Here is a 26,666-nt window from a genome sequence, read left to right on the forward strand (position 1 = left end):
CTGATCTGGATCAACCGTCGCGGTTGCCGCGCAGCACGCGCACCGCGGCGCGTGCGGCAACCCACGCTTCGTTGGTCGGCTCGACGACCACCGCGACCGCGCTCGACGCGGACGACACGACATGCGCATGGGCCGCATTGGCGCGCGCGTCGAGCGCGACGCCGAGCCAGCCGAGCGACGCGCAGATCCGCTCGCGCAGTTCGGCCGAGTGTTCGCCGATGCCCGCCGTGAAGACCAGCATGTCCAGGCCGCCGAGCAGTGCCGTCAGCGCGCCGGTCTCGCGCACGATGCGATGGACGTACAGCGCCAGCGCATCGCGGGCCGGCGCGTCGCCGGCCGCTTCGCACGCGAGCAGCACGCGCGGATCGCCGGATGCCCCCGACACGCCCTTGAGCCCCGACTCGTGATACAGCATGTGTCCCAGTGCGTCGCCGGACAACTTGGCGACCTCGAGCAGGTGCAGGACGACGCCGGGGTCGAGCGTTCCGCAGCGGGTGCTCATCATCAATCCGTCGAGCGCGGAGAAGCCCATGGTCGTCGCGACGCTGCGGCAGTCGCGCAGCGCGCACAGGCTCGCGCCGCTGCCGAGGTGGGCGGCGATCACGCGGCCATGCGCACGCGCACCGAACGATTCGGCGAGCGCGACGGACAGGTATTCGTACGACAGGCCATGGAACCCGTAGCGGCGCACGCCCTGGTCGAACCACGCGTGCGGCAACGGCAGCAGCTGCTCGACGCGCGGCAGCGTGCGATGAAACGCCGTGTCGAATACGGCGATCTGCGGGACGTCCGGAAACGCGTCGCGCAGCGCATCGATCGCATCCAGGCTGTGCGGCTGATGCAAGGGTGCCAGCGGCGTCAGCGTGCGCAACGCGTCCAGCACGTCGTCGTCGACGACCACCGGCTCCACGTATCGCGCGCCACCGTGCACGACGCGGTGCGCGATCGCGCCCAGCGTGACATGCGGCAACTTCACGCGGATCCACGTCGCGATCCGCGCGAGCACGGCGCGGTAGGGATCGTCGTCCGTGCCGAGCGGCAGCGAGCCGTCCGGATCGGCGTCGAAGCGGATCGACACGCTGCTGCCGGCCGCGACCGCTTCGCCGTCGTGCAGCGGCCGCCGCACGGGATCGCCGTGCGGCGGGTACGCGAAGATCGAGAACTTGACGCTCGATGAACCGGCATTGACGACGAGCAGTGCGAGCGTACGCATCGGCGGCTCAGTGCGACATCAGCACCGGCAGCGTCATCGACGCCAGCACCGTGCGCGTGGCGCCGCCCATCACCAGCTCGCGCCAGCGCGGATGGCCGTACGCGCCCATCACGAGCAGATCGGAACCCGTTTCATAAGCGCGCGACAGCAACGTGTCGCCGATCGCAGAGCCGGCGCCGGCGCCGGCATCGATATCGAGCACGTTCACGTCGCGTGCATGGCGCGCCAGCATCAGCGCGGCATCGGCGGCCGGAATGCGCGTGGTTGCCGCTTCCGAATCGCCGTCGATCACGGCGGCGACCGTCGTGCGCTTCGCGTGTTCGAGAAAGGGAATCGCGTCGTGCGCGGCGCGGGCCGCTTCCCGGCTGCCGTCCCACGCGACGAACACCCGTTCGCCGATCGACGGAAATTCGCCGGTGTACGGCACGAACAGCACCGGGCGACCGGCGGACAACACGAGGTTTTCCGGGAACTGGTCGTCGATGAAGGTCTCGGGATCGTTCGGGTCGCTCTGGCCGGCGATCACGAGGTCCGCCAGGCGGGCCGCGCGCGGCACGGCCAGGTTCGCGCGATCGTCGGCACGCACCCATGCGGCCTGCACTTTCGCGCGGGCCGTCTCCGCATGGAACAGGCGTTCCAGGGCCGCGAGCCGTTCGTCGCGCTGTTCGCGCTGCTCACGGAAGTAATCGGCGGACCCGGCCATCACGTAGAACGAATGCGGTTCCGGTGTGTAGACCGCGTACAGGCCGGTCAGATGCGCACCGAAGCGCCGGGCGAGGCGCAACGCGAACTCGAGGCGCGAATGCGCGCGGGCGCTCGAATCGAGGTGCACGACTATGCTCTTGTAGCTCATCGGAATCGCTCCATCGACGGGGGAACCGCCAGTGCAATCCAGTCTACGGAGCAGGGTTTCCGCGTACTTGACTCAGATCAACGGCTCCCTTGCGCGATGCCCGCACAGTGAAGCGGTCGCGATGCCGATCCCGGGCAGGCGGCATGAGGCGGAATGCCAACCCATTGACCGGATCGAAAGAGGAAAGCCGATGAGTACGTACGCTTTGACGACACCGAACGACGTCTGCCGCGCGGGCTGCGATCTCGCGTTGCGCATGGTCGCGTTGAACCGCGACTGGCAGCATGAATGGCTTGCGCTGGCGGGGCGGCGCATCGAGCGCGACCGAGACGCGGTTCGTCACCTGCAGCAGGCGCTTGCGGATACGAAGGAGTGGACGGCCTTCGGCGAGGCGACCCGTCAGGTGATGCGCGACTACGCGATCGCGAGCGTCGCGATCTGGCAGGATGCCACCGAACTGTGCATGCGTGCGCAATACGAGAGCGCCGGCGCATGGCGCACCTGGGCGCGCGAATACGGCGCAGGCGCGCTGTCGCGTTATCAGACCGACTGGTTGCCCGATCTGGAGCGACTGGCCGTGGTCAACGAAGCCAGCATGCCGTGGGCGGAATGGATGACGGCACTGGAGCACGGGATCGAGGACGCGAACGAGGGGGCGCCCGTTGCCGCCCGCCGCCTGAACGGCATGGCCGGCGCAGGGGAGAACGGCCATGTGCGCTGACCGCGTCGCGTTCGTCACGGGTGGAATGGGCGGCCTTGGCGCCGCGATCAGCCGGCGGCTGCACGATGCCGGCATGACGGTGGCGGTGTCACACACGGAAGGCAACGACCACGTCGCGACGTGGCTCACGCACGAACGCGAGGCGGGCAGGACGTTCCACGCGTTCGAGGTCGACGTCGCCGACTACGATTCGTGCCAGCACTGCGCGGCACGCGTGCTGGCCGAGTTCGGGCATGTCGACGTGCTGGTCAACAACGCCGGGATCACGCACGACGCCACCTTCGTGAAGATGACCAAGAGCATGTGGGATGCGGTGCTGCGCACCAACCTCGATGGCATGTTCAACATGACGAAGCCGTTCGTGCCCGGCATGATCGAGGCCGGCTTCGGGCGGATCGTGAACATCGGCTCGGTGAACGGTACGCGCGGCGCCTACGGGCAGGCGAATTACGCGGCCGCGAAGGCCGGCATCCATGGCTTCACGAAGACGCTGGCGCTCGAGCTCGCGCGCCACGGCGTCACGGTCAACACCGTTGCGCCCGGCTACCTGGCGACCGCGATGCTCGAGACGGTGCCGAAGGAAGTGCTCGACACGAAGATCCTGCCGCAGATTCCGGTCGGCCGCCTCGGCAATCCTGGCGAAATCGCCGAGCTCGTCGCGTTCCTGTGTTCCGACGCGGGGGCGTTCGCGACCGGCGCGGAATTCGACGTCAACGGCGGCATGCACATGCGATGAAAGCATCCGTCATGCGCTTGCCGATCGAGCACGAATCGATGCGGCCAACGAGTACGACCGAACCGGCGTCGCGCGCGGCCGAATGCACGCCGGTCCGTACGTCGCCCGCCGAACAATGGAACCGCGCCGCGCATGCGAACGTGGCCGCGATGACGTTCGGGCTGTCGCCCGTGTCGATGGCGCTGGCCATGCTCGACTGGGGCGCGCATCTGGCCGTGTCGCCGGGAAAATGCTTCGAGCTCGCGACGCAGGCATGGCTGGCTGCCGCCGCACCGGCCGCAACCCGGGGCGAGGGTGAGGCCGACGAGGGCGACACGAGCGGCCTGGCCGTGCACGCCGGGCAGGCCGATCCGCGCTTCGCCGCGCCCGCGTGGTCCGGATGGCCGTTTCGCGCGTATCGCGACAGCTTCCTGTCGATCCAGCGCTGGTGGCGCGACGCGACGCGCGGCGTGCCGGGCGTCGAACGGCACCACGAGGAGCTGGTCGGATTCGTCGCGCGACAGTGGCTCGATGCGTGCTCGCCGGGCAATTTCCTGGCGACCAACCCGGTCGTGCTCGACGCGACGATGCGCAGCGGCGGCGCGAATCTCGCGGCAGGCTTCCGGAACTGGCTGGATGATGCGAGCGCGTTGCTCGATCGCACGAGCGGCACGCGGGCCCGCGACACGCGCGGCTATCTGCCCGGGCGCGACGTGGCGATCACGCCGGGCCGCGTCGTATGGCGCAACGCGCTGTGCGAGCTGCTGCAATACGACCCGGCGACGCCCGCCGTGGCACGCGAGCCGATCCTGATCGTGCCGTCGTGGATCATGAAGTACTACATCCTCGACCTGCAGCCGCACGATTCGCTGATCCGCTTCCTGGTCGATGCCGGCTACACGGTGTTTGCCGTGTCGTGGCGCAATCCAGGCGCGGAGGCGCGCGAGCTCGGGCTCGACGATTACCTGCGCGACGGGTGCATGGCGGCGCTCGACGCCGTCCGGTCGATCTGCGGCGAAGCCGTCCACGCGGTCGGCTACTGCCTCGGCGGCACGCTGCTGGCGATCGGCGCGGCGGCGCTCGCGCGCGACGGGCGGCAGCACGACGCATTGCGGTCCGTCACGTTGCTGGCCGCCCAGACCGATTTCAGCGAACCCGGCGAACTCGGACTCTTCATCGACGCGAGCGAATTGTCCGCGCTCGATGCGCTGATGTGGCGGCAGGGTTACCTGGACGGCGCGCAGATGTCCGCCGCGTTCCAGCTGCTGAACGCGCGCGACCTGATCTGGTCGCGCATGATGAGCGAATACCTGCTCGGCACGCGCACCAAGCCGAACGACCTGATGTCGTGGAACGAGGACACCACGCGCATGCCGTACCGGATGCATACGGAATACCTGACGCGACTCTTTCTCGACAACGATCTCGCGGCCGGCCGCTACTGCGTCGACGGGCGACCGGTCGCACTGTCGGATATCGACGTGCCGACGTTCGTGGTCGGGACCGAACGCGATCACGTGTCGCCCTGGCGTTCCGTCTACAAGCTGCATCTGCTCACGCACCACGCGCTGACGTTCGTGCTGACCTCCGGCGGCCACAATGCCGGCATCGTGTCCGAGCCCGGGCATCCGGGGCGCCACTATCGCTGCGCGACGCGTGAGCACGGCGCGCCTTACCGGAGCCGGCACGACTTCGTGAGCGAAACGCCCGCGGTCGACGGATCGTGGTGGACGTGCTGGCGCGACTGGTTGCGCGCGCATTCGTCGGGTGAGGTGTCGGCGCGCGTGCCGGCCGCCGGCTTCGGTGCGGCACCGGGCGCCTACGTGCTCGAGACATGAACATGAACCTGCATCCGGATGTATCCGTCGGCGCACGCCTGCCCGGCTTGCTGCCGCGCGCGGACGGCGAACTGCCCGAGCTGATCGCGCGTGCGCGCCGTGCGCCGCCGCTGACGGTGGCCGTCGTACATCCGTGCGACACGGCCAGTCTCGTCGCGCTTGCCGCGCTCGATGCGTCGCCGCTGGGCGCGTCGATCGAGCCGCTGATCGTCGCGCCGCGCGCGAAGGTGTCGCGCGCGGCGGACGAGGCCGGCGTCGATCTGGCGAAATGGACGATCGAGGACGTGCCGCACAGCCACGCGGCGGCGGCTCGGGCGGTGGAGCTCGCGGCGTCGGGCCGCGCCGGCGCGCTGATGAAGGGCAGCCTGCATACCGACGAGCTGATGGGCGCGGTCGTCGCAGCGGAATCGGGCCTGCGCACGGACAAGCGCATGTCTCACTGTTTCCTGATCGAGGCGCCCGCGTATCCGCGCCCGTTCCTGCTGACCGACGCGGCCGTCAATATCGCACCGGATCTCGCGCAGAAGGCGGCCATCACGCAAAACGCGATCGACGTCGCGCATGCGCTGGGCGTTGCGTGCCCGCGCGTGGCCGTGCTGTGCGCGGTCGAGACCGTCAATCCGGCGATGCGTTCGACACTCGACGCGGCGGCCCTGGCGAAGATGGCCGAGCGCGGGCAGATCACGGGGGCGATCGTCGACGGCCCGCTCGCGTTCGACAACGCGATATCGCAGCGGGCCGCGCGCGAGAAGGGGATCGACTCGCCGGTTGCCGGCCGTGCCGACATCCTGGTCGTGCCCGATATCGAAGCGGGCAACATGCTCGCGAAGCAGCTCGAATACCTGGGCGGCGCCGCGAACGCGGGCGTCGTCGTGGGCGCGCGCGTGCCGATCGTGCTGACGAGCCGCGCCGACGGCGTCGCCGTCCGCGTCGCCTCCTGTGCGCTCGCGGTGTTGCTGGCACAGGTCCGGCATGACACCGCCCCGATGCCTGAACAGGCCCCCCTTTCGATGGAGGAATCGCGATGAAAGCACTCGTATATCAGGGCCCCGGGCGCAAGGCGCTCGAACGGCGGCCGAAACCGGAACTGCAGTCACCCACCGACGCGATCGTCCGCGTGACGCGCACGACGATCTGCGGCACCGATCTGCACATCCTCAAGGGCGACGTGCCGACGTGCGAACCGGGCCGCATTCTCGGCCATGAAGGCGTGGGGATCGTCGAGCAGGTCGGCGCGGCGGTCGATTCGCTGAAGCCGGGCGATCACGTGCTGATTTCGTGCATCTCGTCGTGCGGCCGTTGCGAATATTGCCGCCGCGGACTGTATTCGCATTGCACGACCGGCGGCTGGATCCTCGGCAACCGGATCGACGGCACGCAGGCCGAGTTCGTGCGCATCCCGCATGCGCCGACCAGCCTGTACCGGATTCCGGCCGGCGCGGACGAGGACGCGCTCGTGATGCTGTCCGACATCCTGCCGACCGGATTCGAATGCGGCGTGCTGAACGGCAAGGTGCAGCCGGGCTGCTCGGTGGCTATCGTCGGCGCAGGGCCGATCGGGCTGGCTGCGTTGCTGACCGCGCAGTTCTATTCGCCCGCCCGGATCATCATGATCGATCCGGACAGCAACCGGCTCGAGGTCGCGCGGCGCTTCGGCGCGACCGACTGCTTCGACGGTCGCGATGGCGACCCGGTGGCGGAAGTCATGAAGCTGACCGACGGCGTGGGCGTGGATTGCGCGATCGAAGCGGTCGGCATTCCGGCGACGTTCGAAATGTGCACGTCGCTCGTGGCTCCCGGCGGGGTCGTCGCGAACGTCGGCGTGCACGGCGTCAAGGCCGACCTGCACCTCGAGAAGCTGTGGGATCGCAACATCTCGATCACGACGCGGCTCGTCGACACGGTCAGCACGCCGATGCTGCTGAAAACCGTCGGCGCCGGGCGCCTCGATCCGACGCGCCTGATCACGCACCGGTTCTCGCTCGACGATGTGGAACGCGCGTACGACACGTTCGGGCGCGCCGCGCAAACTCACGCGTTGAAGGTCATCATCGAAGTCGGCTGATTGCCGCGCCGCCCGCCGCACGTGACGGAATCGCGGGCCCCCACGCCCCGTCACGCGCGGCGGGCATCTCGCCCGCGATTCGCCGGCGGTCAGGACGACAGCGCGGCGGGTTCCTGCGGGTTGTTTGATTCGGCCTCGTCCAGATCGACGCATTGCTCGTAAGTCGGCACCTCGCACCGCCAGTGCAGGCTTTCCGAGATGCGCCGCCGCATCGCGTCCGCCGCAGCGGGTTCGCCGTGCGTGACGAACGTCCGCACGGGCGCGCACTGCAGCGTGCCGAGCCACTTCAGAATCTCTTCGTAGTCGCCATGAGCCGACAGCGTCGTGATCAACTCGACCTGGGCGCGCACGCGGACGTACTCGCCGTGAATCTTCACCGTCGGCTCGTGCGCGGCCAGTGCCGCCCCGCGCGTGCCGGCGGCCTGGTAGCCGACCAGCGCGATCGTGTTGCGGGCATCCGGCGCATAGCGGGTCAGGTGATGCAGCACGCGCCCGCCCGTCGCCATGCCGCTGCCGGCGATGATGACCATCGGGCCGTGGTGTTCGGCGATCGCCTTCGACTGGTCGACCGAGCGAATCATCGTCGCCGCGTGGCCGAGCGCGTTCGCTTCGGAAACGGTGAGCCGGTGCTCGAGGATATGGTGACGATAGATCTCGGTCACGTCGGTTGCCATCGGGCTGTCGAGGAACACCGGGACGCGCGCCATGCGGCCGGACGCCTTCAGTCGCGCGATGTAATGCAGGATTTCCTGCGCGCGGCCGACGGTGAAGCAGGGCATCACGACGACTCCGCCGCGCGCGAAGGTCTTGTCGAACATCGCGGCCAGTTCGTTCTCGGGATCCGACGCCGGATGCAGCCGGTCGCCGTATGTCGATTCCACGACCAGATAGTCCGCATGCGCGGGCGGGCGCGGCGGCTGCATGATCGGGTCGTGATACCGGCCGAGGTCGCCCGAGAACGCGAGCACCTTGTGATCCCAGTGCATCACGACGCTCGCCGCGCCGAGGATGTGTCCGGCCGGTAGCAGGCGGAACGACAGCCCGCCGCCCAGCGCCGTGCATTCGTCGAGGGCGACCGGCTTCAGCAGGCGCAGCGCGCGCTGCGCGTCGTCCAGCGTGTAGAGCGGTTGCGCCGGATGATGCTTCGAGTAACCGTGCCGGTTCGCGAAATCGGCTTCCTCCTCCTGCAGCCGCGCGCTGTCGCGCAGCATGATGTCGCAGAGGTCGGCCGTGGCCGCCGTGCAGTACACCGGCCCGCGATAGCCTTCGCGCACCAGCACCGGAAGATAGCCGGTGTGATCGATGTGCGCGTGCGTGAGCACGACCGCGTCCAGGGTGTCGGGCGCGAGCGGCAGCGCTCGCCAGTTGCGCAGCCGCAGGTTCTTCGTCCCCTGGAACAGGCCGCAATCGACCAGGACGCGCCGGCTGCCGTGCTCGACCAGGTACTTCGAGCCGGTCACCGTTTCGGTCGCGCCGAGAAAAGTCAGTTTCATGGATTGCCTCACCGGGAGTCGACGGAACAGTACGTCGATTACATCCCGAACGCACGGGCGGCGGTTGACCGAAATCATGAATTGCGGGATCCGGTGCCGGCCGGGGCGAGATTTCCGGGAGGCGTGCGGATTGACGACGATCAACCTCGAGCCCCGGCGGCGGCAGGATAGTGATTTCGTGCGCGCATGCGGTGTCGTGACCCCGTTATCCGCGCATGCCGTGCGCGCCACGCGTATCGGCATCGCGAGTCTTTCGGGATGAACCCATCATGACGTTGATCGCCAATCTGGAGGGGGCCGGGCATCTTTACCGGCTGTGCTTCGTCCGTTCGCCCTGGGCGTGGTTCACCTGCTTGCCGCTCGACGAGCAATGCGGCGAGCGCTGGGCGGACGTGCCGTACCAGAATGCCGCGAAACCGCCGTACAGCGATTCGCGCGCGCAATTGCTCCGGGTCGCGTTCGACGCGCCGGGTCTGTTGCCGCCCGAGGCCGGGCGGCACGGGCATGCGTGGAGCGTCCAGCAGATCAACCACGGCGCGGCGCCATGGCTGCGCAGCGAGGATTTCGTCGACGCGCTGACGCTGACCGTGCCGGCCGGGGTGACGCTCGCCACGTTCATCGAACGGATCGAGGCCGCCGGCGGCACCGTCTACGGGCCGCTCGGCTGGGCGGAATTGCCCCCGTGGCAGCGGCCCGATGTCGTGGCGCGGACTGGCTGAATGGGGCTAAACGGAGCTGAATGACCGTGCGGTGCGGCTTGTCAGCCCGCGTCGCCCCAGCCGCCGCCGAGCGCGACGTAGAACGCCACCGTGTCCTGCAGCCGCTGCGCGACCGTCTGCAGCCAGGCAATTCGCGCCTGATGGTATTGCACGTCGGCGACCAGCAACTGGACGTAGCCGGCGATCCCCGCGTCGTAGCCGGCCTGCGTGAGCTTGAGCGCGTCGCGAGCCGCGGCCATCGCGCGCGCCTGCGCATCGAGCGCCGCCGCGTCGTTGGCAAGCGCGCGCAACGCGTCGGCCACCTGCGAGAAGGCCGACAGGACGACCTGCCGATAGGTCGCATCGGCTTCGTCGTACGCATCCTGCGCGGCGCGCCGCTGGTTCAGCAGCATGCCGCCATGAAAGATCGGCGCGGCGAGCCCGGCGCCGACACTCCATGCGCGGCCGGCCGGCGCGAACAGCTTGCCGGCGACGACGCTTTCGAACCCGCCCGACGCGGACAGCGTGAGGTTCGGGTAGAGCGCGGCCGTCGCGACGCCGATCTGCGCGCTGGCAACGTGCAGTTGGGCTTCGGCTTGCAGGATGTCGGGGCGGCGGCGCACCAGCGACGATGGCGCCGTATCGGGCAGGCTGGCGGGCAATTCGACCCCGTCGAGCGACAGGTCCGGCGTCCGCCAGTCGACCGGGTAGCGGCCGGCCAATAGCGCAAGCAGATCGTCGGCCTGCGCGCGTTTCTGGTCGAGCGCGGGCAGCGTCGCCTCGAACGACGCCCGTTGCGATTCCAGCGTCAGCACCGCGACGTAGGCCGCTGCGCCGGCGGTTACCTGCGCGCGCGTCAGACGAATCTGCTCGTCGAGCAGGCCGATCGTTTCGCGCGTCGCGGCAGCTTCGTCGCGATAGGCCGCGCGCGCGACCATCGTATTGACGACGTTCGCGGTCAGCATCAGATAGGCGCCCGCCAGCGCCTGCCGTTGCGCATCGACGTCGGCCTCGAGCGCTTCGACCTGGCGCCGTTCGCCGCCCCACAGGTCGAGTGTGTAGCTGACCGTCGCCGACAGCGTGAACAGGTTGAAGATCGACGCCGGCAACGCCTGGCCGGTGCGCAGCGGCGTGGCGCGCTGGCGCGACGCGCCGGCCTGTGCATCCGCCTGCGGAAAGAAGATGCCCTGGCCGGCCCGCAGCGCATGCTCGCTGCGCCGCAGCGTCGCTTCGGCGAGATCGAGCGTCGGGCTGCCGGTCAGTGCTTCGTCGACGGTCGAGTCGATCGCGCGGCTGCCGAAGCGCGTCCACCAGTCGCGCGTGAGCGCCGCGTCGGCCGACAATGCCTGCGTGCGGCCACCGCCGCTCCAGGAGCCGGACGCGCCCGGATCGTCGGGCGGCACGAAGCGCGCGACGCGCGGCGCGGGCGGCGGCACGAAATTCGGCCCGACCGTGCATCCGGTGAGCAGGATGGCGACGGCCAGCGCGCCGGTTGTGCGGCGCAGCGCGTGCGCGCGGCGGGTGCCGTTATTTGCCTGCGACGTAGACATCGACGATCTGCCCGGGAAACAGCCGCACATTCCTGTTCGGCACGATACGGAAAATGACCGGCAGCACGCGCACGTCGACGCGCTCGGTGCGCTGGTCGGACAGCTCGATCTTCGGCGTGACGTACGGTTGCACGCGCACGAACTGGAGATCGGCCTCGACCGACGTGCCGCGCACGAACATGTGCGCCTTCAACGCGTGCAGATCGGGGAGCTGGTGGATCAGGATTTCGTCGATGTAGCAGCGCACCTGCAGCCGGTCGACCGGTGTGCCGAGCACCACGACCGGCGTGCTGCCGCGCGTATAGGTGTCGTACAGCCCCTGCGAGGTCAGGTAGGCCCCCACGGCCGCGTTCATCGCCAGAACGGTGCCGTCGGCCGGCGCGCGCAGCGTGTAGCGGGCGAGCAGGGCGTCGGCCGCGTCGGCCGCGCGCCGCAGCGCGATGGCCTGCGCTTCCTGGTTGCGTACGTCGTAGCTCCACGCGCCGGCCTTGGTCAGACGATACTGCCGTGTCACGACATCCAGGTTGGCCGCCGCGACGCGCACCGCGTTCGCGGCCGTGTCGAGCGCGTCGCGGCTGACGGCTTTCGGATCGATGTCGTACGCGTGCCGCTGCTTGTCGTACTGATCCTGCGCGAGCTTCAGGCTCGCCTGTGCGGCCGTGGTCTGCGCGCTGGCCACGTCGAGCACCTCGCGGCGCGGCTGCGCCTTCAGCTCGTCGAGCAGCGCGGCTGCCGCGTCGGCCTGCGCCACGAGCTGGGCGGCGGTCGCGCGTTGCACCGAGTCGTCGATCGTCAGCAGCGCGTCGCCGGCCTTCACCGGATCGCCGTCGTGCACGAGGATGCGCGTCACCGCGCCGGAGACGTCCGGATAGACGTTCACGTTCGCGCCGGCCGGCTGCTCGCTCTCGACGATGCCGTTCGCATAGACGCCGCGCGCGTACGGATTGGCGGCCGGCTTGAATACCGGCGGCTGCGGCGGCTCCTGGCGGCTGTAGACCCACGCGGCGATGACGCTTGCCAGGAAGCCGAGCAGGGCCGCCACGAACACGAGTCGGTGTTTCACCGTGCACCTCCGTGCTCGATGCCGTTCAGCTTGCCGTCCTCCATCCGCAGGACGCGATCCGCGTACTCGAAGATCCGCGCGTCGTGCGTGACGATCACGATGCAGCGCGTGTCGTTGAGCACCTCGTGCTTGACGAAGTCGATGATCATGCGGCCCGTGTCGCCGTCGAGCGACGCGGTCGGTTCGTCGAGGATCAGCAGGTCGGGCTGGCTGACGATCGCGCGCGCGATCGCGACGCGCTGCTGTTCGCCGCCGGACAGCTTCACCGGCGGCAATTGCGCGCGGTTCGCGAGCCCGACCACGTCCAGATATGCGTGCGCTTCCTTGATCGCGTCATCCCATGGGCGGCGCCTCAGGATCAGCGGGATCGCGACGTTCTCGGCGGTCGTGAGCCGCGGGAACAGGTGGTAGTCCTGGAACACGAAGCCGATCCGGTTCAGCCGGAAATCGGCGATCGCGTCGTTCGGCTGCGCCCACAGGTCGACGCCGTCGATCGATACCGAGCCGTCGTCCGGCCGCAGGATGCCGGAGATCACGCTGAGCAGCGTCGTCTTGCCGCTGCCGGACGGCCCGACGATCAGCAGCATTTCGCCGAAGTTCGCCTGCATCGACACGTCGCGCAAGGCCTGCGTGCGCGCGTCGCCTTCGCCGAACCATTTGCTGACGCCGCGCGCGTCGATCGCGATGCCGGCCATCGTCACCCCCGGAAGATGTCGAACGGCTCGATGCGCAGCACGCGCCGCACGCCGAGATAGCTCGAAATCGTCGCGATCACGACCACCATCCCGAACGCGAGCGACAGGTTGCCGTATGTAATGAGCGCCGCATAGTCGGGAATCCGCAGTTTCGCGAGGCTGATCATCAGCACGCACAGCCCGACGCCGATGCCGTAGCCGGTCAGCGCGGTGAACGTGGCCTGGAACAGGATCATCGCGACCAGCTCGCGGCTTTTCGCGCCGATCGCCTTCAGCGCGCCGAATTTATCCAGGTTCTCGAGGATGAACGCATAGAACGTCTGCCCTGAAATCGACAGGCCGATGATGAAGCTGATGATCGTCATCAGCATGATGTTGGTGCCGAGCCCCGTCTCGTACTTGTAGAAGCGCGAGATCTGCGCGATGAATTCGTCGCGCGTGTACGCGCGATAGCCGAGCGATTGCACGACCGCCTTGATGTGGGCGATGTCCGCATCCGACTTCGGCTCGACGAGGATGTACGAGGTCGTGAAGCGCGGCGACGGAATGTAGCGGATCGCGCGGGCGTACGTGGTGTAAAGCGTCGGCGTGCCGAACAGGCCGCTCGCGGCGACCTTCGCGATGCCGACGATCACGCCGCGGTGATCGTTCAATTCGAAATCGGTGCCGACGGACGGATTCTCGAGCTTCCGGAACTCGGGGTCCTGAATCGCGATGAAGCCGTTTTCCGCGTAGATGTCCTCGATGCGGCCCTGCAGCATCGTCGGGCGGCCGAGCAGGCTGGCGTCGTCGAGACCGACGACCGTCACGGCCTGGTAGGTGCCGGAGCGCAGCTTGACGAGCGCGCCGCCGGAATAGAGCGGCACCGCATACTTGACGCCGTCGATGCTGCGCACGGCGTCGAGCACGTAGTCGGGCATGCCGATGCTGTTCGCGATCGTCTTCACGGCCGGGTCCATCACCCAGACCTTCGCGCCGATATTGATGACCGACGCCGACGACTTGTTCAGGATGCCGGCGAACAGCGACGTCATCTCGATCATCAGCAGCACCGAGAACGTGATGCCGACGGTCAGCGCGGTGAATTTCGCGCTGTCGTTGACGAGCAGCTTGAACGCGAGACGGAGAATGCCGTTCATGATCGCGAATCCGGCGCGTCCGGGCCGTGCCGCTATCGCCGGGACGCCGCCGGATCCAGCTGCGCGACGAACGCGACGATGCCTGAAACCAGCGCGATGATCGCGTACGGAACGACCGCGTCATCGACCAGCATCGCGTGCACGACGCCCAGCAGCGAGGCGAGCGCGATGAACACGCAGAGCGTGGCAAGCGCGCTTCGGTATGGCAGACCCATCATGACGTTCTCCCGGGAAGCGGCCGCCGTGGACGGCGTTGCCGTCAATGCAGCTGCCACTGGTTGCGCAAGACATGGCGCCATGATCGCGTGCCGCGCTCCGGCACGATTGATCTGTATCAACGGACAAATTCCGGCGTCACGGGCGCGACGCGCCGATCAAGTCATCTGACCAATCGACTTGCGGAATCGCGTCAGCGACAGCAGGAACAGCACGCAACCGATCGCGAACAGCGCGGCGAACTGGGCCCACACCGCGTCGAGCCCGGCACCGCGATACAGGATGCGCTGCGCGAGTTCGACGAAATGGGTGGTCGGCGCGGCCAGCATGATGTCCTGCACGACGGTCGGCATGCTTTCGCGCGGCGTCAGTCCGCCCGACAGTAGCTGCAGCGGCAGCAGCACGAGGACGAGCAGCATGCCGAACTGCGGCATGCTGCGCACCAGCGTCGCGAGAAAGATCCCCATCGACGTCGTCGCGAACAGGTGCAACGCCATGCCGGCCACGAACAGCGGCACGGATCCCGGAATCGGCACGTGCAGCGCGCCGCCCACGACGAACGTCAGCGACGCGACGGCCGCCGCCGCGACGACGAGCCCCATCGACCAGACCTTCGCGAGCATGATTTCCGCCGCGGTCACCGGCATGACGAGCAGATGCTCGATCGTGCCGTGCTCGCGCTCGCGAATCAGCGCGGCCCCGGTAAGGATCATCGACAGCATCGTCACGTTGTTGATCAGCTCCATCAGCGCACCGAACCAGACTTCGTCGAGATTCGGGTTGAAGCGCATCCGCATCGCGAGATCGACGGGCGGCAAGGAGGTGCCGCGATGGCGACGCACGAAGGCGTCGATCTCGCCCGCCACGATCTGCTGGACGTAACCGCCGCCGGTGAACGCCTGCGTCATGCGGGTCGCATCGACGTTGAGCTGGACCGTCGCATGGCGGCCGGCGAGCACGTCGCGCTGGAAGTCGGGCGGAATGTCGAGCGAGAACGTATAGTCGCCGTCGTCCAGCCCGCGATCGGCCTCGCCGGCGTCGACGATCGGCGGCGGCGCGAACTGCGGCGGGAAGAACGCCGCCGCGATGCGCGCCGACAGCGGCGACGCATCCTCGTCGACGATCGCGATCGGCACCTTGTGCAGCGTTTCCGGGCGGGCGGTGGCGGCGACGTAGATCGACGCGCTGAACGTATAGACGATGAGCGCGAGCAGGATCGGGTCGCGAGCGAGGCTCCACAGTTCCTTGACCCCGAGCCGGAAAATGACGAGCAGGCGCGACATCGTCAGCGCTCCTGCTTGCGCAGCAGCACGCCGGTCATGACCAGGATGACCGGCACGGCCGCGAGCATCGGCCAGAACTGCGACGACAGGTCGGCCAGCCCGAGCGCCTTGTTGTAGACGCCGCGGCTGATCGCGAGCATGTAGGTGGCCGGATAGACGGTGCCGACCCACTTGCCGCTGCCCTCGAGCGACGACAGCGGCGTGAGCAGGCCCGAGAACTGCACGACGGGAATCAGCGTGCCGACGATCGTCATGAAGATCGCGGCGATCTGGCTGCGGGTAAACGTCGACGCGAACAGCCCGATGCCGGTGGCCACGACGTTGAATATCAGCACCGCGGCCGCCAGCGTCGCGAAACTGCCCTTGATCCGCACGCCGAACACGACATCGGCCAGCACGACCATCAGCAGGAAGTTCAGCATGGCCAGCATGACGTATGGCGCCTGCTTGCCGAGCAGGAATTCGGCCCGCGTGACGGGCGTCACGTACAGGTTGACGATCGACCCGAGCTCGCGTTCCCGCACGACGGCGAGCGCCGTCAGCATCGCGGGCAGCATCAGCAGCAGCATCGGCATGATCGCCGGAATCATCGCCGGCAGGCTCTTGACGTCGGGGTTGTAGCGATAGCGGATCGCAATGTCCACGGCCGGGACGAGCGACACGCCGAGCCGGCGCTTCGCCTGGTCGCGCAGCCAGTTTTCGTGCATGCCGGCCACGTAGCCGCGGATCGTCTCCGCGCGCATCGGCATCGCGCCGTCGACCCATGCGCCGATCTCCACGCGGCGGCCGCGCGCCACGTCGCGCGCGAAACCGGGCGGGATCTCGAGCGCGAGCGACAGCTGACCGTTGCGCATGCGGCGCTCGATGTCGCGGTCGTCCGCGAGCGGCGCGCGCGGCACGAAGTAGCGGGAACCGGCGAGATTTTGCGCATAGTCCTGGCTCAGGATCGACTGATCGCGGTCGAGCACCGCGAACGTCAGGTTGTCGACGTCGAGACTGATGCCGATGCTGATCACGCACATCAGCACGAGCGAGCCGAACAGCGCCAGCGTCGCGCGCAACGGGTCGCGTCGGAGCTCCAGCACCTCGCGCCACAGATAGCTGCCGGCGCGCGCCGGGCTGAACCACGCGGCCGCATGGCCGGCGCCGGCCGCAGCGGGCGGCGCGGCGAGCCAGCCGGCGTCGGACGGCGCATCGGCCGTCGCGCCGTCCGCTTTCTGTGCGTCGCTCAGGTAGCCGATGAACGCGTCCTCGAGCGTGGCTGCGCCGCGCAGGCGCACCAGTTCCTCGGGCGCGGCGCTTGCGAGCACGCGGCCCGCATGCATCAGCGAGATGCGGTCGCACCGCGCGGCCTCGTTCATGAAGTGCGTCGAGATGAAGATGGTGACGCGATCGTTGCGCGCGAGTTCGATCATCAGCCGCCAGAAGTCGTCGCGCGCGACCGGGTCCACGCCCGAGGTCGGCTCGTCCAGGATCAGCAGCTCGGGCTTGTGCACCATCGCCACCGCGAGGGACAGCCGCTGCCGCATGCCGAGCGGCAGGCGCTCGGGCAGCGCGTCGAGTGCGTCCGCGAGCCCGAAGCGCTCGACCATTTCGGTCACGCGTGCTGGCACATCCGGTTCCGGTACGCCGAACAGGCGCGCGTGCAGCACGAGGTTCTGCCGGACGGTCAGTTCGCCGTAGAGCGAAAACCCTTGCGACATGTAGCCGACGCGTCTGCGCGTGTCGATGTCGTTCGCGGCGATCGGCCGGCCGAACAGCGTCGCCGTGCCTTCCGACGCGGGCAGCAGGCCGGTGAGCATCTTCATGGTCGTCGACTTGCCGCAGCCGTTGGAGCCGAGAAAGCCGAAGATTTCGCCGCGGCGGATCTGCAGGCTCACGTGGTCGACCGCGACGAAATCGCCGAACCGCATCGTCAGCACGTCGGCCTCGATCGCGTAGCCGGCCGCCGGATCGGGCTGGAACGGTGCGATCACGACCGGCTGGTGTCCGCGCCGGCGGGCCTCCGGCAGCAACGCGATGAACGCCGCTTCCAGCGTGGCGCAACCGGTGCGTTCGAGCAGCTCGCCGGGGCTGCCGGTCGCCAGCACGCGGCCCGCGTCCATCGCGATCAGCCGGTCGAAACGCCGGGCCTCGTCCATGTACGCGGTGGCGACCAGCACGCTCATCGCCGGGCGGGCGGCGCGAATGCGTCCGATCAGCTCCCAGAACTGCGCGCGCGACAGCGGATCGACGCCGGTCGTCGGTTCGTCCAGGATCAGCAGGTCGGGGTCGTGGATCAGCGCGCAGCACAGGCCGAGCTTCTGCTTCATGCCGCCGGACAGTTTGCCGGCCGGGCGATCCAGGAACGGCTGCAGGCCGGTGCTGTGCGTCAGCGCGTCGATCCGGCGGCGGCGCTCCGCGGCATCGTGGCCGAACAGTCTCGCGAAGAACTGCAGGTTTTCCTCGACCGACAGCGTCGCGTACAGGTTTCGGCCGAGGCCCTGCGGCATGTAGGCGATGCGCCGGCATACGCGCGCGCGATGGCGGCGCGACGACAGGTCGCCGTCGAGCGTCCATACGCGGCCCTGCTGGATCGCGCGCGCGCCGGACACGAGCGCGAGCAGGCTCGACTTGCCGACGCCGTCCGGCCCGATCAGCCCGATCATGCGGCCGGCGGGGATGTCGAGGGTCACGTCGTCGAGCGCGTACTTGTCGCCGTAGCGCAGCGAGACGCCCGACAGCCGGGCGACCATGCGCGGATCGCCCGACACCGGCGAACCGTCGATCGATCCGGCATCCGTCTCGACGGGCGTCGTCGCATTCATTGCGGCACCCTGATCGCGAGGCGATCCGGCCAGCCCGCGTGCGGGTCGGTCTTCAGCCACGCAACGCCCGGCAAGCCGGTCTTCACGAGTTTCAGGTGGCGCTGCAGCAGGTCGCGATCGATGCGCGCCTTGACCCGGAACATCAGCTTCTGCCGCTCGGTGGCCGTCTCGACCGTCTTCGGCGTGAACTGCGCGGTACTCGACACGTAGGACACGCGCGCCGGAATCACGTATTCAGGGGCCGCATCGAGCACGATCCGCACGTCGGCGCCGAGCGGAACCCGGCCGACGACCGCTTCGGGCAGGAAGAACGTCATGTAGACGTCGGACAGGTCGACGACGTTGAGCACCTTGCCGCCCGCCGGCAGGACTTCGCCCGATTCTGCGATCCGGTACTGGACGCGCCCGTCGCGCGGCGACGTCAGCTCGCTGTCCGAGATGTCGGCCCGCACGCGTGCCACGGTCGCCTGCGCCGCCGTCACGGCCGAGCGCGCCGCGACGAGCTGGGCCCGCGTTGCATCGATGGCGGCCTGGGCCGCTTCCACCTGGGCGCGCGCGGCATTCACGGTCGCGCGCAGGCTGCCGGCGCGCGCGCGATCGTCGTCCAGTTCCTGCATCGACGACGCACCGTCGCGCGACAGCGTTTCGGACCGCGCGAGCCGCCGCGTGGCCGCGTCCAGCTCGCTTTCCCGTTGCACGACGACGGCCGCGGCCGCGGCCTTGTCGCTGCGGCGCTGCGCGACCTGCGCGTCGATGCTCGCCGCGGTGTTCACCGCCTGCTGCTCCCGCGCCTGTGCCTCGTCGAGCTGCGCCTGCAGGACGACGACGTCCATGCGCGCGAGTGGCTGGCCGGCCGTCACGAAGTCGCCTTCGTCGACGAGCATGGCGGTAACGCGCCCCGGCAGCTTGGTCGCGACGTCGATTTCGGTCGCCTCGATGCGGCCGTTGCCGCTGACGAGCCCCGCATCCGTCTGGCCGTCGCGCCAGCGCGTCCACCCGTAGTACGCGAGGCCGATCGCAAGCACGGCCGCACCGACACCGATCAGAAGAGGGCGCGGGATGGTTTTCATGGTGTGTTGTCCGAGTCTGTCGAAAGGGGAGCCGTTGCCGTGGCAGTCTCGCCGGTGTCGATCACGCCGCCGCCGAGCGCGCCGTACAGCGCGACGCGGCTCGACAGCAGCGCGCGGCGCGTCATGACCAGCTGCTGCTCGGCGTTCATCAGGTCCCGTTGTGCATCGAGCACTTCGAGGAAGCGGGTCGCCCCGCTGTCGTAGCGCAGCTTCGCGAGGCGTGCCCGCTCGGCCTGCGACGCGAGCGTGGCGCGCTCGATGGCGACCTGGTCGGCGAGCCAGTGGCGCGCCGCGAGCGCATCGGACACGTCGCGGAACGCGCGTTGCAGCGTCTTCTCGTACTGCGCGAGCGCCTCGTCGCGTTGCGCGTGCGAGAGCGCGAGATTCGACCGGTTGCGGCCGCCATCGACGAGCGGCAGCGTGACGTTGGGTATCACCGACCACACGCCCGTGCCGGACGACAGCAGGTCGTGCAGCGCGGTGCTGCCCGAGCCGATCGCACTCGTCAATGCGATGCGCGGAAAGAATGCCGCGCGCGCCGCGCCGATGTTCGCGCGGGTCGCCTGCAGTTCATGCTCCGCCGCGATCACGTCCGGACGCCTGGTCAGCAGCGACGACGGCAGGCCGGGGGCAAGCGACGGCAGCACCGCGCCGTCGTCGAGCGCGAGCGGCGTGGCGGCCAGCGCCGGCGGCGCACCGACGAGCAACGCCAGCGCATCGGCCGCCGTCGCGCGGGCCTGCTGCAGCTGGACGCCGAGCGATTCCGCCTGCTGCAGCAGGATCTCCGATTGCGTCAGGTCGAGGCGCGAGATCGCGCCGGCCGCGTGACGAAGCCGGAAAATCCGCAGCGATTCGCGGCGTGTGTCGATCGTCGCGCGGGTGAGCGCGATGCGTTCGTCGATCTCGCACAGGGTCAGATAGGCATCGGCTACGCCGGTGACGACACTCAACGTCACCGCCTGTCGGGCCGCGTCGCTCGCGAGGTAGCGCTGGAGCGCCGCTGCTTTCAGGTTGCGCACGCGGCCCCAGAAATCGATTTCCCATTGCGTCTCGGCCAGCTGGACTTCGTAAATCTGGCCGATGACGGGCGCCGGAGTGAGGAAGCCGCCCGGCGTGCGAAACCGTGCATAGGCCGCGCCCGCACCGATCGTCGGCCATTGATCCGCGCTGCGGATGCCGTAGACCGCGCGCGCCTGCTCGACGCGTGCCACCGCCGCGCGCAGATCCCGGTTGTTGGCGAGCGCCTGCGCGATCAACGCGCGCAGGCGTGCGTCGACGAAGTAGGCCTGCCACTCCGGCATGGGCGCCGCCGGTGTCGCATCGGCGGAAGGATCCGGAAAGGATGCGGGAATCGGTGCGGCGGGACGCTCGTCCGGCGGCGCAAGCGACAGGCAGCCCGACAGCAGCACCATGCCCGCCGCGAGCGCGATGGCACGCATGCGCCGCACGACGGCAGGATGAAAGCGAACGGGAGGCGCGGCAGCGCGCATGGGATGCCTCGTCGAATACGGAAATGCGGGAATACGGGATGGCGCCGCTCTCCTGGCGTCGCCGCTTCGGATTCACTTATATCCGACGATTGCCGGGTTTTCCCTTGATCTGCGTCACTCGGGCGGGAATGCGTTTCGAGCGGCGCCTCGCTTGACGCGCGTGTCGCAGCGTGCCTCGGCCGGTTTCGTGATGGCGTGCCGGCCCGAACCGCGCCGTGCGTGTCACGGGCGGTCGCCCGGCCCGGGATTGAGCAGCACGACGAACGCGAGGATGCTGGAGATCAGCGTGACGATCGAGTACCTGAACACCTCCTCGTCGAACAGCATCCCGTGAACGATGCCGACCAGCGAGGCAATCGCGATGAACACGCTGAACGTCGCGAGCACGATGCGGTACTGCTTGCGGATCATGACGGTCTCCCGGAAAGCGGCGGGTGTCGACGGTCGTACGAATGCGAAACGTCTCGGTTGCCGCGGTTTTCGCGACGTCCGCGGATTCATGATCGCGTCGCGCCTGGTCGCACGATTGATCTGCGTCAACGGACAAAATCGGCCACCGCCGGCCCGTCTTTGATTGATCCTCGTCAAGCCGCCGGCGCGGCCGTGCGCGATGCTGAACACGGTGCCGCACGCATTCGCTCGCAAGCTTTGCGGCCGGCACGGGCCGACGGGAGACCGACATGAAGTCCGATGCAGTACTCAAGCAGGATGTCGAGCAGGCGTTGTTCTGGAATCCGGCGATCGATGCGCGCCGGATCGACGTCGAGGTGCGCGACCGGATCGTGACGTTGCGCGGCACGGTCGACAGCTGGGCCCAGAAGCTCGAGGCGCAGAAAACGGCACTGCACGTCGCCGATGCGCGCGCGCTGGTGCTCGAACTGAATGTCGCGCCGCCGGAGAACGCGTGCGCGGACCAGGAACTGGCGATCGCGATCACGTTCGCGCTCGGATGGCAGGAGGCGTTGCGCGATCACAAGATCGGCGTCGAGGTCGATCACGGCTGCGTGACGCTCGACGGCGAAGTCGATCATGCGTATCAGAGCCGCGCGGCGGAAGCGATGGTGAGCCGGATGATCGGCGTCGTCGGCGTGGCGAACCGCATCCGGGTGCGCGCCGACCATACGGTGCCGGACGTCGGCGCCCGGATCGCCGAGGCACTTGCGCGCCGTGCGCAGCGCGAAACCGCGGGAATTTCGATCGACGCAACCGACGGCATCGTCACGCTGACGGGCACGGTCGCGTCGCTGGCCGACAGGCGCGCCGCATGCGGTGCCGCCGGGTCGGTGAAGGGCGTCCGGCAGGTCGTCGACCGGCTGACCGTTGCCTGACCGGCTTGCATGTGCTGTCTACTACCAGGAGAAACAGCGATGAACCGTCCGCATACCGGCCCCGGCCGAAACTATCTGCGCCGCGACAAGCGCATGCAGCCGCATACGAAGGACAGTTACCGTGATCCGAAGCGGCCGACAGGCGACCACATCTGCGAAGGCTGCGGCGCGGTCTGCGAAGCGGGCCGCTGGACCTGGTCCGCGACCGCACTCGACCGGCGCCAGCTCGAATGCCCGGCCTGCAAGCGCATGCGGGAAAACGTGCCAGCGGGCGAGCTGGTCTTGAACGGCGAGTATCTGCGCGCGCACCAGTCGACGATTCTCGAGTTGCTCGAGCGTCAGGCCGATCTCGAGACGAGCGAGCACGCGCTCGAACGCATCATGGGCATCGAGAAATCCCCCGATTCGCTCATCGTTCGAACGACCGGCGTGCATATGGTCCGCCGCCTCGGCGAAGCGTTGCTGCATGCGCACCACGGCGATCTCGCGATCAACTATCGCGATGGCGAGGACGTGCTGCGAGCGCACTGGAAGCGCGACGACGCGTGAGCGGGCGGTAGTCCGCCGATCAGGTTCGATCCCATGAAAAAATCATTCGATTACTCCGGGTTGCTGATCCCGCTCGCGTTCGCCGTGCTGGTCGCGGTTCAACTGCTGGCGCGCCAGCCGGCGGCGACGTCGATTTCCTACAGCGATTTTCACCACCTGGTGGACGCACGGCTCGTCGACGATCTCGAGATCGGCCAATCGTCGATCTCGGGCACGCTGCGCATGCCGGCGGCCGGCGCCGCACTGCCCGCGTCCGACGCGGCCGAGGTGAAGGAAGCCGGCCCGCCGTGGCGCTTCACGACGAACCGGGTGAGCGACGAAGGCCTGGTCGCCGCGCTGACGGCCGCCGGAATTCGCTACCGCGGCGCGACGGATACGGGCTGGATCGGGACGCTCGCGTCGTGGATCTTTCCGTTGATCGGCTTCGTCGTGATCTGGAGTTTCATGATGCGACGGCCGGGCGGGATGCGGGACCTGAGCGGCATGGGCAAAAGCCGCGCCCGCGTATACATGCAGAAGGAAACCGGCATCACGTTCGACGATATCGCGGGCATCGACGAGGCGAAGGCCGAGTTGCAGCAGATCGTCGCGTTCCTGCGCAACCCCGAACGCTACCAGCGGCTCGGCGGCAAGATCCCGAAGGGCGTGCTGATCGTCGGTGCGCCCGGCACCGGCAAGACGCTGCTCGCCCGCGCGGTCGCCGGCGAGGCCGCCGTGCCGTTCTTCACGATCAGCGGCTCGGCCTTCGTCGAGATGTTCGTCGGCGTGGGCGCGGCGCGCGTGCGCGATCTCTTCGAGCAGGCGCAGCAAAGCGCACCGTGCATCGTGTTCATCGACGAGCTCGATGCGCTCGGCAAGGCGCGCGGCGTCGGCCTGATGTCGGGCAACGACGAGCGCGAGCAGACGCTCAACCAGCTGCTCGTCGAGATGGACGGCTTTCAGGCCAATTCGGGTGTCATCATCATGGCCGCGACCAATCGGCCGGAGATCCTGGATCCGGCGCTGCTGCGCCCCGGGCGTTTCGACCGTCACATCGCGATCGACCGGCCGGACCTGACCGGACGCAAGCAGATCCTGGCCGTGCATACGAAGCGCGTGAAGCTCGCGCCGGAAGTCGACCTGGCCGAGCTGGCGCAGCGCACGCCGGGCTTCGTCGGCGCCGATCTCGCGAACGTCGTCAACGAGGCCGCGTTGCATGCGGCCGAACTGGGCAAGCCCGCGATCGGGATGGCCGATTTCGACGAAGCCATCGATCGCGCGATGACCGGCATGGAGCGCAAGAGCCGCGTGATGAACGAGCAGGAAAAGCGGACCATCGCTTACCACGAATCGGGTCACGCGCTCGTCGCGCAAAGCCGCGCGCACTGCGACCCCGTGAAGAAGGTGTCGATCATCCCGCGCGGAATCGCGGCGCTCGGTTACACGCAGCAGGTGCCGACCGAGGATCGCTACGTGCTGCGCAGGAGCGAATTGCTCGACCGGCTCGACGTGTTGCTCGGCGGGCGGGTGGCCGAGGAAATCGTATTCGGCGACGTGTCGACCGGCGCGCAGAACGATCTCGAACGCGCGACCGCGCTGGCGCGTCACATGGTGATGCAGTACGGGATGAGCGAGAAGGTCGGCCTCGCGACGCTCGACGATGGCGCACGCCAGGGCGGGGCGCCGGGCGTGTGGACGCCGGGCGACGGTCATTGCAGCGAGCACACGGCACAACTGATCGACGAAGAGGTGCGCGCGCTGCTCGAGGATGCGCATGCGCGGGTCACAGCCACGCTCGGCGCGCACCGCGATGCGCTTGAACGGATCGCGTGCAGCTTGTTGCAACACGAATCGATCGATCACGACATGCTGGTGGCGCTCATCGCGCCGCCGGACGATGCCGGCGACGCGCCCCGGCCGACGGAAGCCGACGCGGAAACGACCACGGGCGTCTCCGCCTGAAGAAACGACCGCCGCGATCGTGCCGGACACCTGCGGCCGGCCATCGTGTGATTCAACAGCCGATGCAGACCGGGCCGTCGCGCCGCGTGCGCGCCGCGTCTTCGGTCACGACCGACGCGAGCCGCGGATCGGGCCGGAAAACCGTGATGCCCTTGAGCCCGTCGCGCCACGCCTGGAAGAACAACGCGTCGACTTCCGCGAGCGAACACTGGCCTGGCATCGTCACGGTCTTCGAGATGCCGGCGTCGACGCACGGCTGCAGCGCCGCGAGCATTGCGGCATGATCCGCCGGCGCGATTTCCGCGGCCGTGACGAAATAGTCCGGCAGCTTGACGCTCTCACCATGCAGCTCGCGGAACAGCCGGTAAGCGTGATTCTCCGCACGAAACGGCCGGACCTGCCCGTCGGCGGTGCGGACCATGCGGCGCTGCGTCCAGCCGACGGCCGGCTCGATCCCGTTCGAACAGTTGTCGCAGAACGCGAGGCTCACGCTGCCGGCCGGCGCGAACGACAGCAGATGGCTGTTGCGCAGCCCGTGCCGCGCGATCGCGTGATGCACCTTCAGCGGCAACAGCGTGCGAGACGCGGGGCCGGTCAGATAGGCGTCCGGGTCGTAGGCCGGAAACACGCCGCGCTCGGCGGCAAGCGCGGCCGATGCGGCAAACGCATGCTCGCGCATCGTCAGCACGATCCGGCGTGCGAGCGTGCGTGCTTCCACGCTGTCGTAGCGCAGCCGCAGCATCGTCAGCGCGTCGGCCAGCCCGGTCACGCCGACCCCGATGCGCCGTGTGCGCCGCGCCTCGTGCTCATGCGCGGCGAGCGGCCACGCGGTCAGGTCGAGCACGTTGTCGAGCATGCGGACCTGGATGCGCACCGCGTCGGCGAGCGTCGCGAAGTCGAAGCGCGGCTTCCCGTCGACGCCGAACGGATGTAGAACGAACCGCGACAGGTCGATCGGCCCGAGCACGCAGCTGCCGTACGGCGGCAGCGGTTGTTCGCCGCACGGGTTCGTCGCGTCGATCCGCTCGTGCTTGCGCAGCGGATTCGCGTCGCGGATCGTGTCGAGGAACAGCAGCCCGGGTTCGGCGCTGTCGCGCGCGGCGTTGACGATCTCGTGCCAGAGCGTGCGGGCCGACACCGTCGCGTAAAGGTAACGTCCGTCCGGCCGCCGGGGCGGTGTGCCGGATGCGTTGCGGGGCGGCGCATGATGGACGAGCGCCCACGGCAGGTCGTGCCGGACGGCCTCCATGAACGCGTCCGTGACGCCGACCGACAGGTTGAACGTCGGCCAGCGCGAGCGTCCGCGCTTCGCCGCGACGAACGCGACGAGGTCCGGATGATCGCAGCGCAGCACGCCCATTTGTGCGCCCCGGCGCGGGCCGGTAAACCGCAGCGCCCGGCACATCGCGTCGAAGCGGTCGATCGCCGCGCAAGCGCCGCGTCCGGGTGACAGACGCCGTTCGTGCGCGTCCGCGGGAGGCACCGGCGAAAAGTCGTAGCCGATGCCGCCGCCCATCAACAGCGTGACCCGTGCTTCCTCGAGCGCCTGCGCCAGCGCCGTGTCGACGGCGTGCGCGGTGGCCTCGGCAGGAATCGCGAGCGGATGGACGAAGCAGTTGACCATCGTTCCGCCGTTGTCCGCGCCGGCATTCGCGAGGATCCGGCCCGCGCCGATCGCGCCACGCTGCAGGTTCACGAAGAACGCCTGCTCCACCTGCGCCCGGCGCTCGACCGGCTCGGCGAGCGACAGCGCGCGGGCGACGCGATGGAAGACGTCCGCGCGAGACGTTTCGCCGGGCTGCGCATAGCGTTCGGCAAACACGGTGGTGCACAGCGGCTGCTCATCCATGGCGGGGCTCGGCGACGATGAATGATTCACTGTAAGAGCCTGCCCGAACGTGTCGTTGATCGAGCGCAACCGGGCACCTTCGTGACATCG

General features: G+C 68.8%; 23 protein-coding genes. 9 read left to right on the forward strand and 14 right to left on the reverse strand.

Translation table 11 applies throughout. The annotated features are described in order from the left end of the window. Nucleotides 1-10: 10 nt before the first annotated feature. Together ACV22W_RS08040 and ACV22W_RS08045 are read right to left on the reverse strand one after the other, a co-directional pair. Nucleotides 11-1,213 carry an acetate/propionate family kinase gene (locus tag ACV22W_RS08040; RefSeq protein WP_448018685.1) on the reverse strand — a complete coding sequence of 401 codons (1,203 nt, stop codon included), beginning with the start codon at nucleotides 1,211-1,213 and terminating at the stop codon, nucleotides 11-13. A 7-nt stretch (nucleotides 1,214-1,220) separates the two neighbouring features. After that, nucleotides 1,221-2,066 (reverse strand): universal stress protein, encoded by an 846-nt coding sequence (locus tag ACV22W_RS08045; RefSeq protein ID WP_448018686.1) that lies wholly within the window; start codon nucleotides 2,064-2,066, stop codon nucleotides 1,221-1,223. Between the two features lie 190 nt (nucleotides 2,067-2,256). Here ACV22W_RS08045 and ACV22W_RS08050 point away from each other — a divergent pair, with 190 nt between their 5' ends. Genes ACV22W_RS08050 through ACV22W_RS08070 form a run of 5 tightly spaced genes read left to right on the forward strand, consistent with a single transcriptional unit; the run spans nucleotide 2,257 to nucleotide 7,405 of the window. Next, entirely contained in the window at nucleotides 2,257-2,787 is a 531-nt protein-coding gene (locus ACV22W_RS08050; protein WP_448018687.1) for a hypothetical protein, read from the forward strand. Then, nucleotides 2,777-3,523, forward strand: coding sequence for a beta-ketoacyl-ACP reductase (locus ACV22W_RS08055; protein ID WP_448018688.1), 747 nt, complete (start codon nucleotides 2,777-2,779; stop codon nucleotides 3,521-3,523). The genes ACV22W_RS08050 and ACV22W_RS08055 overlap by 11 nt, the downstream gene beginning before the upstream one ends. Next, complete coding sequence (locus ACV22W_RS08060; RefSeq protein WP_448018689.1) at nucleotides 3,520-5,340, forward strand: PHA/PHB synthase family protein; 1,821 nt, start codon at nucleotides 3,520-3,522, stop codon at nucleotides 5,338-5,340. The genes ACV22W_RS08055 and ACV22W_RS08060 overlap by 4 nt, the downstream gene beginning before the upstream one ends. Next, nucleotides 5,337-6,368: a bifunctional enoyl-CoA hydratase/phosphate acetyltransferase gene (locus ACV22W_RS08065; protein WP_448018690.1), complete on the forward strand. Its 1,032-nt coding sequence runs from the start codon at nucleotides 5,337-5,339 to the stop codon at nucleotides 6,366-6,368. Before ACV22W_RS08060 ends, ACV22W_RS08065 begins: the two co-directional genes overlap by 4 nt. Next, nucleotides 6,365-7,405, forward strand: coding sequence for a zinc-dependent alcohol dehydrogenase family protein (locus ACV22W_RS08070; protein ID WP_448018691.1), 1,041 nt, complete (start codon nucleotides 6,365-6,367; stop codon nucleotides 7,403-7,405). Before ACV22W_RS08065 ends, ACV22W_RS08070 begins: the two co-directional genes overlap by 4 nt. A gap of 89 nt (nucleotides 7,406-7,494) precedes the next feature. Here ACV22W_RS08070 and ACV22W_RS08075 read toward each other — a convergent pair whose 3' ends face one another. Then, the gene (locus tag ACV22W_RS08075; protein WP_448018692.1) at nucleotides 7,495-8,898 is read right to left on the reverse strand and encodes an MBL fold metallo-hydrolase RNA specificity domain-containing protein; all 1,404 of its coding nucleotides are present in this window, start codon (nucleotides 8,896-8,898) and stop codon (nucleotides 7,495-7,497) included. 269 nt (nucleotides 8,899-9,167) lie between these two features. On the opposite strand from ACV22W_RS08075, the gene ACV22W_RS08080 reads away from it, so the two are divergent. Next, nucleotides 9,168-9,617: a hypothetical protein gene (locus ACV22W_RS08080; protein ID WP_448018693.1), complete on the forward strand. Its 450-nt coding sequence runs from the start codon at nucleotides 9,168-9,170 to the stop codon at nucleotides 9,615-9,617. A 41-nt stretch (nucleotides 9,618-9,658) separates the two neighbouring features. Here the strand turns inward: ACV22W_RS08080 and ACV22W_RS08085 are convergent, their stop codons facing one another. The 10 genes from ACV22W_RS08085 to ACV22W_RS08130 all read right to left on the reverse strand — a co-directional run bounded on the left by ACV22W_RS08085 (nucleotide 9,659) and on the right by ACV22W_RS08130 (nucleotide 21,320). Continuing rightward, a complete protein-coding gene (locus tag ACV22W_RS08085; protein ID WP_448018694.1) occupies nucleotides 9,659-11,146 on the reverse strand; it encodes an efflux transporter outer membrane subunit in 1,488 nt (495 codons plus the stop codon). Further along, nucleotides 11,124-12,209: an HlyD family secretion protein gene (locus ACV22W_RS08090; RefSeq protein WP_448018695.1), complete on the reverse strand. Its 1,086-nt coding sequence runs from the start codon at nucleotides 12,207-12,209 to the stop codon at nucleotides 11,124-11,126. The genes ACV22W_RS08085 and ACV22W_RS08090 overlap by 23 nt, the downstream gene beginning before the upstream one ends. After that, nucleotides 12,206-12,910, reverse strand: a complete 705-nt coding sequence (locus ACV22W_RS08095; protein WP_448018696.1) for an ABC transporter ATP-binding protein — start codon at nucleotides 12,908-12,910, stop codon at nucleotides 12,206-12,208. The genes ACV22W_RS08090 and ACV22W_RS08095 overlap by 4 nt, the downstream gene beginning before the upstream one ends. Beyond that, nucleotides 12,907-14,043: an ABC transporter permease gene (locus ACV22W_RS08100; RefSeq protein ID WP_448018697.1), complete on the reverse strand. Its 1,137-nt coding sequence runs from the start codon at nucleotides 14,041-14,043 to the stop codon at nucleotides 12,907-12,909. Before ACV22W_RS08100 ends, ACV22W_RS08095 begins: the two co-directional genes overlap by 4 nt. Nucleotides 14,044-14,075: 32 nt before the next feature. Then, nucleotides 14,076-14,261, reverse strand: coding sequence for a DUF2964 family protein (locus ACV22W_RS08105; RefSeq protein ID WP_448018698.1), 186 nt, complete (start codon nucleotides 14,259-14,261; stop codon nucleotides 14,076-14,078). A 156-nt stretch (nucleotides 14,262-14,417) separates the two neighbouring features. Next, a complete protein-coding gene (locus tag ACV22W_RS08110) occupies nucleotides 14,418-15,542 on the reverse strand; it encodes an ABC transporter permease (RefSeq protein ID WP_448018699.1) in 1,125 nt (374 codons plus the stop codon). A gap of 2 nt (nucleotides 15,543-15,544) precedes the next feature. Beyond that, nucleotides 15,545-18,349: a ribosome-associated ATPase/putative transporter RbbA gene (rbbA, locus tag ACV22W_RS08115; protein ID WP_448018700.1), complete on the reverse strand. Its 2,805-nt coding sequence runs from the start codon at nucleotides 18,347-18,349 to the stop codon at nucleotides 15,545-15,547. Then, on the reverse strand, nucleotides 18,346-19,419 hold the full coding sequence (locus tag ACV22W_RS08120; RefSeq protein WP_448018701.1) for an HlyD family secretion protein: 1,074 nt from the start codon (nucleotides 19,417-19,419) through the stop codon (nucleotides 18,346-18,348). The genes rbbA and ACV22W_RS08120 overlap by 4 nt, the downstream gene beginning before the upstream one ends. Then, nucleotides 19,416-20,909, reverse strand: a complete 1,494-nt coding sequence (locus ACV22W_RS08125) for an efflux transporter outer membrane subunit (protein ID WP_448018702.1) — start codon at nucleotides 20,907-20,909, stop codon at nucleotides 19,416-19,418. The genes ACV22W_RS08120 and ACV22W_RS08125 overlap by 4 nt, the downstream gene beginning before the upstream one ends. A gap of 222 nt (nucleotides 20,910-21,131) precedes the next feature. Further along, nucleotides 21,132-21,320 (reverse strand): DUF2964 family protein, encoded by a 189-nt coding sequence (locus tag ACV22W_RS08130; RefSeq protein WP_448018703.1) that lies wholly within the window; start codon nucleotides 21,318-21,320, stop codon nucleotides 21,132-21,134. A 269-nt stretch (nucleotides 21,321-21,589) separates the two neighbouring features. Between ACV22W_RS08130 and ACV22W_RS08135 the strand changes: the two genes are divergently transcribed. Genes ACV22W_RS08135 through ftsH form a run of 3 tightly spaced genes read left to right on the forward strand, consistent with a single transcriptional unit; the run spans nucleotide 21,590 to nucleotide 24,727 of the window. Further along, complete coding sequence (locus tag ACV22W_RS08135) at nucleotides 21,590-22,237, forward strand: BON domain-containing protein (protein WP_448018704.1); 648 nt, start codon at nucleotides 21,590-21,592, stop codon at nucleotides 22,235-22,237. Between the two features lie 39 nt (nucleotides 22,238-22,276). Continuing rightward, nucleotides 22,277-22,786 (forward strand): BCAM0308 family protein, encoded by a 510-nt coding sequence (locus ACV22W_RS08140; protein ID WP_448018705.1) that lies wholly within the window; start codon nucleotides 22,277-22,279, stop codon nucleotides 22,784-22,786. Between the two features lie 33 nt (nucleotides 22,787-22,819). Continuing rightward, a complete protein-coding gene (gene ftsH / locus ACV22W_RS08145) occupies nucleotides 22,820-24,727 on the forward strand; it encodes an ATP-dependent zinc metalloprotease FtsH (RefSeq protein ID WP_448018706.1) in 1,908 nt (635 codons plus the stop codon). Between the two features lie 52 nt (nucleotides 24,728-24,779). Here the strand turns inward: ftsH and ACV22W_RS08150 are convergent, their stop codons facing one another. Then, nucleotides 24,780-26,576, reverse strand: a complete 1,797-nt coding sequence (locus tag ACV22W_RS08150) for an adenosylcobalamin-dependent ribonucleoside-diphosphate reductase (protein WP_448018707.1) — start codon at nucleotides 26,574-26,576, stop codon at nucleotides 24,780-24,782. Nucleotides 26,577-26,666: the final 90 nt, after the last annotated feature.

This window comes from Burkholderia sp. AW49-1 (assembly GCF_053427845.1).